This is a genomic window from Streptomyces sp. MK37H, assembly GCF_018035285.1.
GTDB classification, from domain to species: domain Bacteria; phylum Actinomycetota; class Actinomycetes; order Streptomycetales; family Streptomycetaceae; genus Streptomyces; species Streptomyces endocoffeicus.
On sequence record NZ_JAAAYH010000880.1, the window covers coordinates 1 to 1,125 of the forward strand.

Sequence of the window (1,125 nt, forward strand, 5' to 3'; positions counted from 1 at the left end):
CTAGTGACCTGAGTCAGAGGTTTGTCGTTAGTTCGGTATGAGTCGTCCGGGTCCGAAGATTCCGCCGTTGTCACTGACTGATGCCCAGCGGGCGGAGCTGGAGGGGTGGGTGCGTCGTCGCACGACGGCCCAGGCGTTGGCTCAGCGGTCGCGGATCGTGCTGGAGTGCGCGGAGGGCCACTCGATCATGGAGGTGTCACGCCGGCTGCGGGTTGCCCCGGACACGGTCCGCACCTGGCGACGGCGCTTCCTGGAACATGGCCTGGACGGCTTGTCCGACGAGTCGCGGCCCGGTGTTCCGCGGAAGATCACTGATGCCGATGTCGAGCGTGTGATCGTCAAGACGCTGGAAGAGACCCCGAAGAACGCAACCCACTGGTCCACCAGGTCGATGGCCGCGGCCACGGGAATGTCGCAGTCGGCCATCTCGCGGATCTGGCGGGCGTTCGCCCTGGCCCCGCACCGCACGCAGACGTTCAAGCTGTCCACGGACCCGCTGTTCATCGACAAAGTCCGCGACGTGGTCGGGCTCTACCTCGACCCGCCGGAGAAGGCCCTGGTCCTGTGTGTGGACGAGAAGTCGCAGATCCAGGCGCTGGACCGCTCCCAGCCGGTCCTGCCGATGATGCCCGGCGTTCCCGAACGCCGCAGCCACGACTATGTCCGGGCCGGCACCACCACCTTGTTCGCCGCTTTGGAAGTGGCGACCGGGAAGGTCATCGGCTCCCTGCACCGCCGGCACCGGGCCGTGGAGTTCAAGAAGTTCCTGGCCAGGCTCGACAAGGAGGTTCCGGCGGGTCTCGGCGTGCACCTGATCCTGGACAACTACGCGACCCACAAGACGCCCGAGGTCAAGAAGTGGCTGCTGGCGCACCCGCGTTTCCACCTGCACTTCACGCCCACGAGCTCGTCCTGGCTGAACCTGGTCGAGCGGTGGTTCGCCGAACTTACGCAGAAGAAGCTCAAGCGCGGCGTCCACCGCTCCGTCCAGGCTCTCGAACGCGACATCCGGGCATGGCTGGCCGACTGGAACGAGCAGCCGCGACCGTTCGTCTGGACGAAGACAGCCGACGAGATCCTCGACAAAGTCGCCGCATACTGCCACCGAATCTCTGACTCAGGTCA

1 protein-coding gene is annotated in these 1,125 nt (G+C 65.8%); it reads left to right on the plus strand.

Features of this window, described 5'->3' with window-relative positions; all coding sequences use genetic code 11:
- Window positions 1-37 precede the first annotated feature (37 nt).
- Window positions 38-1,125 (plus strand): IS630 family transposase (locus tag GWI24_RS44575; RefSeq protein WP_210951693.1); only part of this gene is annotated, 1,088 nt, incomplete at its 3' end.